Here is a 7,375-nt window from a genome sequence, read left to right on the forward strand (position 1 = left end):
TATAAGCTTTGTGCTTTATTGACATAAAAAATCACCCCATTATGTAGATTGTACTCGACCCTTTGTCGATTGTCTACATAATAGGGTTATGACCATTACGCGACGCCCTTTTCGAATATTTTATATAGACTAAATTATATATGAAAATAAAAATAATTTAACAATGAAGCTTAAAATCATTTAAAGATGTATATAATTTGAATATTATTATAAAACATATAAATACTTATAAGAAAATCGAAATAAAGTATGAAAAAATTAGTTTTATAATATTACAATTGTAGATATTAAATATTAGTTAATAATTTTAAAAAAACTAAAAATAATTATTGAAATTTATGTATATTATTATGTAAAATTATATTAATGAATATAAAAGGAGATGAACATATGGAAAATTATGATGTAGTTTTAGATTTCTTTACTAAAAACGATAAGCCATTAAATGCTACTGCAGTTGCAGAAGGAACAGGAATAGACAAAAAAGAAGTTTCAAAGGTTATGGATAAACTTAAAAAGGAAGAAAAGATTTATTCTCCAAAAAGATGTTATTGGCAAATAAAGAACGACTAAAATGCTTTAAAAGGACTATTTAAATAAGTAGTCTTTTTTTATTTACAAGGAATTATTATAATTTAAAATCTTGAAAGTATAAGTATATAATAATTTGATATCTTAATATCTGAAAATGGGATTTATTTTATAATGTCTTAGTTTGATTTTTAGTAATATATCTTATTAAAGTTAATTGAAAAAATTTGTATACAAATATTCATATAAAATATATTATATAAATAATGGTAATGATGTAATTCTTTATTATATATCTATGCAGTGTTTATACCATTAATTATTTGAAAGGATGTGATGTTTTATGGTGTATATTTTAAGTAATTTTAAAATGGATAATGCATTAAACAAGGAGGAAACTTCAGTATAATTGATAATTAAGAATGCATAATGGATAATTGAGTTTTTTTGATTAAATATGATTTATTAGTAGGATAGTAAAAATGCATAATAAGTTTTATTTGAATTATTAATTATCAATTAGTACTTTCCTCCATATTAAAAAAGTATTTTGGAGGATTAAGAATTGAATAATAATAACTTATTAAATTTAGGATTAAATCAAAGATATATTAACGAAGCAAGTATGTATGATAGTAATTTATATATTGCTAGAGTAGCAGTACAATATAAAGATATGTATAAGGTAATAACAGTAGAGGGAGAAATACTTGCAAAGGTATCAGGGAAGTTAGCATATTCTTCAAATAGTATATTTGATTATCCTGTTGTTGGAGATTGGGTACTATTAGATAGGATAAATAATAAAAGTGGAGATGCAATAATTCATAATATATTAAGTAGAAAAAGCTATTTTTCACGAAAGGCTGCAGGAAATAGATATGATAAGCAAATAGTTGCATCTAATATAGATTATGTTTTTATATGTATGTCATTAAATAATGATTTTAATATAAATAGGCTGGAAAGATATATTGCAGTAGCTTGGGAGAGCATGGCTACACCAGTTATAATATTGACTAAATCAGATTTGTGTGAAGACATAAATGACAAAGTAAAACAGATAGAAGATATAGCTATAGGAATAGATATAATAGTAACATCAAGCATTAATGAAGATGGATATGATGAAGTTAAAAAATATATAAAGTCTGGAATAACAATAGCCTTTATAGGATCATCAGGGGTAGGAAAGTCCACTCTTATTAACAAGATAATGAATAAAGAAGTTTTAAAAATTAATTCAATTAGTGAAAATGATAAGGGACGACATACTACAACACATAGAGAGCTATTTGCTATAGAGTCTGGTGGAGTAATAATTGATACACCTGGAATGAGGGAGCTTGGATTAATATCATCAGATGTAGGTAAATCTTTTAGTAATATTGAAGATTTAGAAAAGCAATGTAAGTTTTCTGATTGTACTCATAAAAATGAGCCTAAGTGTGCAGTAAGAGAAGCCATGGAAAATGGAACTTTAGATCCAGAAAGGCTAGAAAGATATAGAAAGCTAAAAAGAGAAGAAGAATACAACTTATCAAAATCTAAGCAACAAGAAAGACAAAAGTTAAAGAGTATGTTTGGAAGTAAAGTTGAAGAGAAAAGAAAGAAATATAATTAAAGTCAAATAACTTAACTATTATATCAAAAAAGATAGTAAACACAAAAAGTGTTTACTATCTTTTTTGATATAATAAGTAAGAATATCTAGAAAATTATTATTTTATTACGTTAAACTTAAAAAAGATATTATAAATTTTCTACTATGAGTAGATTAATGAAGATTATGAAAATAGAGTAAACCAACAAAAATAATTAATAAAATAAAAAATATAAATGGAACCTTTAAATTAAGATATGCGTCTAATTAAGTGAAGGTAAGTTAACATAGCTATGTTAGATGGGAAGGAGAAATATAATGAATATGTCTAATATTATTCCTATAGGGGTATTCAATAAATATAAAGATGGAAAGCTTAAGAAAAATAATGTTAGATTAGCCATAGATGGAGATAAGGAAGCATTTAATATCTTAGTTCAAGAGAACTTAAAGTCTTTATATATAGTAGCTAGAGGCATGCTAAATAGTGAATATGATATTGAGGATGCTTTTCAAAATACTATACTTAAAGCTTATGAAAAAATTTCAGGTTTAAAAAATGAAGAGTTTTTTAAAACATGGTTAACAAGGATTTTGATAAATGAATGTAATAATATAATAAGAAAAAATAAAAAGGTTACTTATATTGAAGATTCACAAATTAACAATGAGGTTTATGAGGATAAATATAAAAATATAGATTTAATTAGGGCTATTGATTCATTGAGTTCTGATTTAAGAATAACTATGTGGTTATTTTATTTCGATGATATGGCAATAGAAGAAATAAGTAATGCCTTAAAAATTCCTAAGGGAACTATAAAGTCTAGGCTTAATAGAGGTAGAGAAAAAATTTATAATATTATGAGTGAGGGTGATAATCATGAATAATTATGAAAATGATAAATTTAATAAAGTTATTAAAGATAAAGTAAATGATATTAAAATAGATATTCCAGACACATTGAAGAATAATATATTAAAAACTTTAGATGAATTACCTGAAAGAAAAATAAAGAAAAAAAGCAAGCTGAAAAATATATCCAAAGTAGCAGCGATAATCATAGTTGGTATATTAACTTTAAATACATTTATGCCTGCATATGCAGAAAGCTTACCAATAATAGGGTCTACTTTTAAAAGTATAAATGATGCTATAGGTGTTGGAAATCAATATATAAAAGGAGCCAAGGATATAAATATAGCAAAAAAATATGAAGATATTACAATGACAATTAAAAATATTTACTATGATGGAGTTGAACTTGCTATAGCATATGAGCTAAAGTCAGAAAGTGGATTTGATGATAAACCTATAATATTTCCTATTATAAAAAGTGGTTTTAAAAATATAAATTATAAAAATGAAGAAAATGATGGTGAGTTCATAGATGAAAATACTTATGTTGGATTAGCATCTTATGCATTTACAGAAAATGAATTATCAGATAAGGCAAAAATAGAATTTATAGTTAATGATTTATATGGAAATTGGGTAGGAAGTTATCCTAAAAAGCTTAAATTTAAGTTTTCTATAGATTCTAAGGATATGGGGAAAGAAGAATATAAAGTAAACAAAGAAATAAAATATGATGATAGTATGTTTAAGATTAATGAGTTAATTACATCAAAATTAAACACTATTATTTATTTAGATACAGATATAGAACTTTTAAAGGATACTGAAAATAATTCAGAAAATTTTTGGGAGAAGTATACATTGAAGTTTTTTATACAGGATGATAAAGGGCTTCCTTTAAGTATGATAGGTGGATCTGGTAGAGGAAAAAATGTAAATGATGAAAGAGTTAAAGGTAATTATTATTGGAGATATGAAGGTATTCCTGAAGAAACAAAATCAATGACTATTATACCTGTTATAAGTAAAAGTGATTATAGCAGAGAGTTAATGATGGAGAAAATAAATAGAAATGGTGAAACAGCTATAAAGATAGGAGATGAACAAGAATATATTATAAAAAATATTGAATTCAAAGAAGATAAAACTGTAATAGAGGTAAAAGTTAAAAAATATATATATAGATTAGAGAATTTAGAAGTTGAAATTTGGGATGAAGATAAAATCAATAAATATAAAAACTCTAATAATGGTCAAGAAGAAGATTGGTATAAAGACACAATGGATATAGAGATTCTAGAAACTAAATTTAACGGAATTGATGATGGCTATAACTTTACACTAATATTACCAGCATTGGATAAAAATAAAGAGTACTTTATCACTAAGATGAGTAGTGGAGATAAAATATTAGAAGATGAAAAGATAACTATTAATTTAGATAAATAAATTCTACTAATATAAAATAGAATTAAGATAAAAATACTGTATTACAATACTAAGTAATACAGTATTTTTTTATTGAATTATTTAGTAGTAATCCATAAAGTTATATAGTTTTAAAGGATGTTTTTAGAGATTAAAGAAAAATAACTAAAACACCTTGAAGTACTCCAATAATAGCTCCAAGGACAAGGCCTAAAATTTCAATATGCTTTAGCTCCTTTTTAGCAACCTTAATTATGATATCTTCTAATTTTTCTAAATCTAATTGATTAATTTTTTCTTCAACAATTTCTTGAATATTAACATTTTCTTTAGCCTTATCTAATAGATCAATGCTAATTTCATCAACTGCATTAGGTACTTCTTTATTTAAAATTTCATCAATATAAGGAGCAGCCATAATTCTAAATGGCATAGGAATAATATTAAGCTTTTCATTTATAATGTTTTTAATTTTATCTGTTATGTAAGAATTAAAATTTTCTCCATTTGAATTGCTTAAAGCTTGATCTAATATGTCATCCATTGAAAGTAATTCATTAGAAATTACTTCACCAATATTAGCAGCAATTTCGTTTTTTCTTTTAGGAATTAATCCTAATATTTCAATATTTAAAATAGGAATCTTAACAGGTTTAATTGGTCTAAACAAAAGCTTTATTGCCAAGATATTAGTTATCCATCCAATAAGTCCGCCAACAATTGTTAATATTAAAATAGTAATAAAATTATTCATAAGTACCTCCTAATTATGTAAACTGTAATAGCATAATATTATAAAAATTTATAATTAGATTTAATATAAAGAGTATTTAAATCTATAGATAATTTTATAAGGAATATAAAATTATTTCAATAGAAGGTTGACTAATTAGTACAAATTTATATGAAGAATATAAAGATTATAAAATTAAGAGTAAAAAATTAAAAATAGATAAAGAAGTAATTTTGAGACTACTTAAAATATAATTTATATAAAACAAAAAGAGTTGCAAATGCAACTCTTTAAAAATCCAGTAATTCAGCTATGCTGAATTACATCAATAATTTTTTCGTTTTTTCATTTTTTCATTCTTTAATTATTAATTTTAAATGAACTCTTTAAAGATACTATCCTATTAAATACTAATTTATCATCAGTAGTGTACTTAGGATCTACATTAAAGAAACCATTTCTTACTAATTGGAATTTATCTTGTGGTTTAGCTATATTAGCAGTAGTTTCTTCAATATATCCTTGTAGTACCTCTAATGAATTAGGATTTATTTGTTCTAAGAAGTGCTTACCTTCATTTTCAGGAGCATCATCTAATATTAATGGTTCATAAAGTCTAAATTCAGCAGGCTTAGCAGTTTTTGCATCTACCCAGTGAATAGTTCCTTTAACTTTTCTTCCGGTGAAGCCAGATCCACTCTTAGTTTCAGGATCATAAGTACAATGTAATTCTACAACATTACCATTTTCATCTTTTATAACATCATTACATTTTATAAAATAAGCACCAATTAATCTAACTTCGTTACCTGGGAATAGTCTGAAATACTTTTTAACAGGTATTTCCATAAAGTCTTCTTGCTCTATATATATTTCTCTTGAGAATGGAACTTCTCTTGTACCAGCAGCTTCATTTTTTGCATTGTTTGGAACTGGTAGCATTTCTGTTTGACCTTCTGGATAGTTAGTGATAACAACCTTTAATGGTCTCATAACAGCCATTGCAGCATTAGCTTTAAGTTGTAAATCTTCTCTTATAAAATATTCAAGCATTTGAGAATCTACAACTGAATTAGCTTTAGAAACACCAATTGCACTACAGAAGTTTCTGATAGCTTCAGGAGTATAGCCTTTTCTTCTTAAACCAGATACTGTAGGCATTCTTGGATCATCCCAACCATCAACTATATTTTCATCTACTAGTTGTTTAAGCTTTCTCTTACTCATAACAGTGTTAGTAATGTTAAGTCTAGCAAATTCTATTTGTCTTGGAGTGCTTTCCATTTCACATTCTCTTACAAACCAATCATAAAGAGGTCTGTGATCTTCGAATTCTAAAGTACAAATTGAATGAGTTATACCTTCTATTGCATCTTCAAGTGGATGAGCAAAATCATACATAGGATATATACACCAATTGTCACCAGTATTATGATGGGTAGCATGTGCAATTCTGTATATTATAGGATCCCTCATATTTATATTAGGAGAAGTCATATCGATTTTAGCTCTTAATACTTTTTCTCCATCTTTAAATTCACCTTTTTTCATTCTTTCTAATAAATCAAGGTTCTCTTCAACTGATCTATTTCTATAAGGACTTTCTTTACCTGGTTCAGTTAAAGTTCCTCTATATTCTTTTATTTCGTCAGGTGTTAAATCACATACATAAGCTAATCCTTTTCTTATTAAAAGTTTTGCTTTATCATACATTATATCAAAGTAATTTGAAGCAAAGTAAATACTATCCCAATCTCCGCCAAGCCACTTAACATCTTCTTTAATAGATTCAACATACTCAGTATCTTCTTTAGTTGGATTTGTATCATCGAATCTTAAGTTGAACTTTCCGTTAAATTCTTTTGCAAGACCTGAATTTAGGACTATTGATTTAGCATGACCTATGTGTAAATATCCATTTGGCTCAGGTGGAAAACGAGTTATAATCTCATCATGTTTTTTTGTTTCTAAATCTTCAATTATTATATTTCTTATAAAATTTGATGAATTAATTTCATTTGACATACGAATACCTCTCCTATATAAATTTATCTTTTTATTGCTTATATATTAGTTATATACTATTTTTTACTTTTAAATCAATTTATCATATATATGTTTCAATTAATAATAAAATAATTGAAATTATAAGTGCATTAAAGATTTTATATTTTTAGTTAATTAAGGCATAAAAATTGAAACTATATATAGTATGTAATTT

At 25.2% G+C, this 7,375-nt stretch carries 6 protein-coding genes; 4 read left to right on the forward strand and 2 right to left on the reverse strand.

Annotation, left to right across the window (positions count from 1 at the left end; translation table 11 throughout):
• Positions 1 to 390: 390 nt before the first annotated feature.
• From J2Z25_RS18340 to J2Z25_RS18355, 4 genes are all read left to right on the forward strand, one after another.
• A complete protein-coding gene (locus J2Z25_RS18340; RefSeq protein WP_008677161.1) occupies positions 391 to 573 on the forward strand; it encodes a MarR family transcriptional regulator in 183 nt (60 codons plus the stop codon).
• Positions 574 to 1,096: 523 nt separating this feature from the next.
• The gene (gene rsgA / locus J2Z25_RS18345) at positions 1,097 to 2,155 is read left to right on the forward strand and encodes a ribosome small subunit-dependent GTPase A (RefSeq protein ID WP_209741549.1); all 1,059 of its coding nucleotides are present in this window, start codon (positions 1,097 to 1,099) and stop codon (positions 2,153 to 2,155) included.
• Between the two features lie 297 nt (positions 2,156 to 2,452).
• A complete protein-coding gene (locus J2Z25_RS18350) occupies positions 2,453 to 3,025 on the forward strand; it encodes an RNA polymerase sigma factor (RefSeq protein ID WP_209741550.1) in 573 nt (190 codons plus the stop codon).
• Complete coding sequence (locus tag J2Z25_RS18355; protein ID WP_209741551.1) at positions 3,018 to 4,442, forward strand: DUF4179 domain-containing protein; 1,425 nt, start codon at positions 3,018 to 3,020, stop codon at positions 4,440 to 4,442. The genes J2Z25_RS18350 and J2Z25_RS18355 overlap by 8 nt, the downstream gene beginning before the upstream one ends.
• 130 nt (positions 4,443 to 4,572) lie before the next feature.
• On the opposite strand, the gene J2Z25_RS18360 is transcribed toward J2Z25_RS18355, so the two are convergent.
• Positions 4,573 to 5,175: a DUF445 domain-containing protein gene (locus J2Z25_RS18360; RefSeq protein ID WP_209741552.1), complete on the reverse strand. Its 603-nt coding sequence runs from the start codon at positions 5,173 to 5,175 to the stop codon at positions 4,573 to 4,575.
• A 339-nt stretch (positions 5,176 to 5,514) separates the two neighbouring features.
• Positions 5,515 to 7,179, reverse strand: a complete 1,665-nt coding sequence (locus J2Z25_RS18365; protein ID WP_209741553.1) for a glutamine--tRNA ligase/YqeY domain fusion protein — start codon at positions 7,177 to 7,179, stop codon at positions 5,515 to 5,517.
• Positions 7,180 to 7,375 lie beyond the last annotated feature (196 nt).

The sequence above is a fragment of the Clostridium tertium genome, assembly GCF_017873245.1.
Taxonomy (GTDB): domain Bacteria; phylum Bacillota; class Clostridia; order Clostridiales; family Clostridiaceae; genus Clostridium; species Clostridium tertium.

Excerpts from the sequence above, each read along its gene's own strand:
- J2Z25_RS18340 (WP_008677161.1), top strand. The coding sequence starts at position 391 with ATGGAAAATTATGATGTAGTTTTAGATTTCTTTACTAAAAACGATAAG.
- J2Z25_RS18350 (WP_209741550.1), top strand. The coding sequence starts at position 2,453 with ATGAATATGTCTAATATTATTCCTATAGGGGTATTCAATAAATATAAA.
- J2Z25_RS18355 (WP_209741551.1), top strand. The coding sequence starts at position 3,018 with ATGAATAATTATGAAAATGATAAATTTAATAAAGTTATTAAAGATAAA.
- J2Z25_RS18360 (WP_209741552.1), bottom strand. The coding sequence starts at position 5,175 with ATGAATAATTTTATTACTATTTTAATATTAACAATTGTTGGCGGACTT.
- J2Z25_RS18365 (WP_209741553.1), bottom strand. The coding sequence starts at position 7,179 with ATGTCAAATGAAATTAATTCATCAAATTTTATAAGAAATATAATAATT.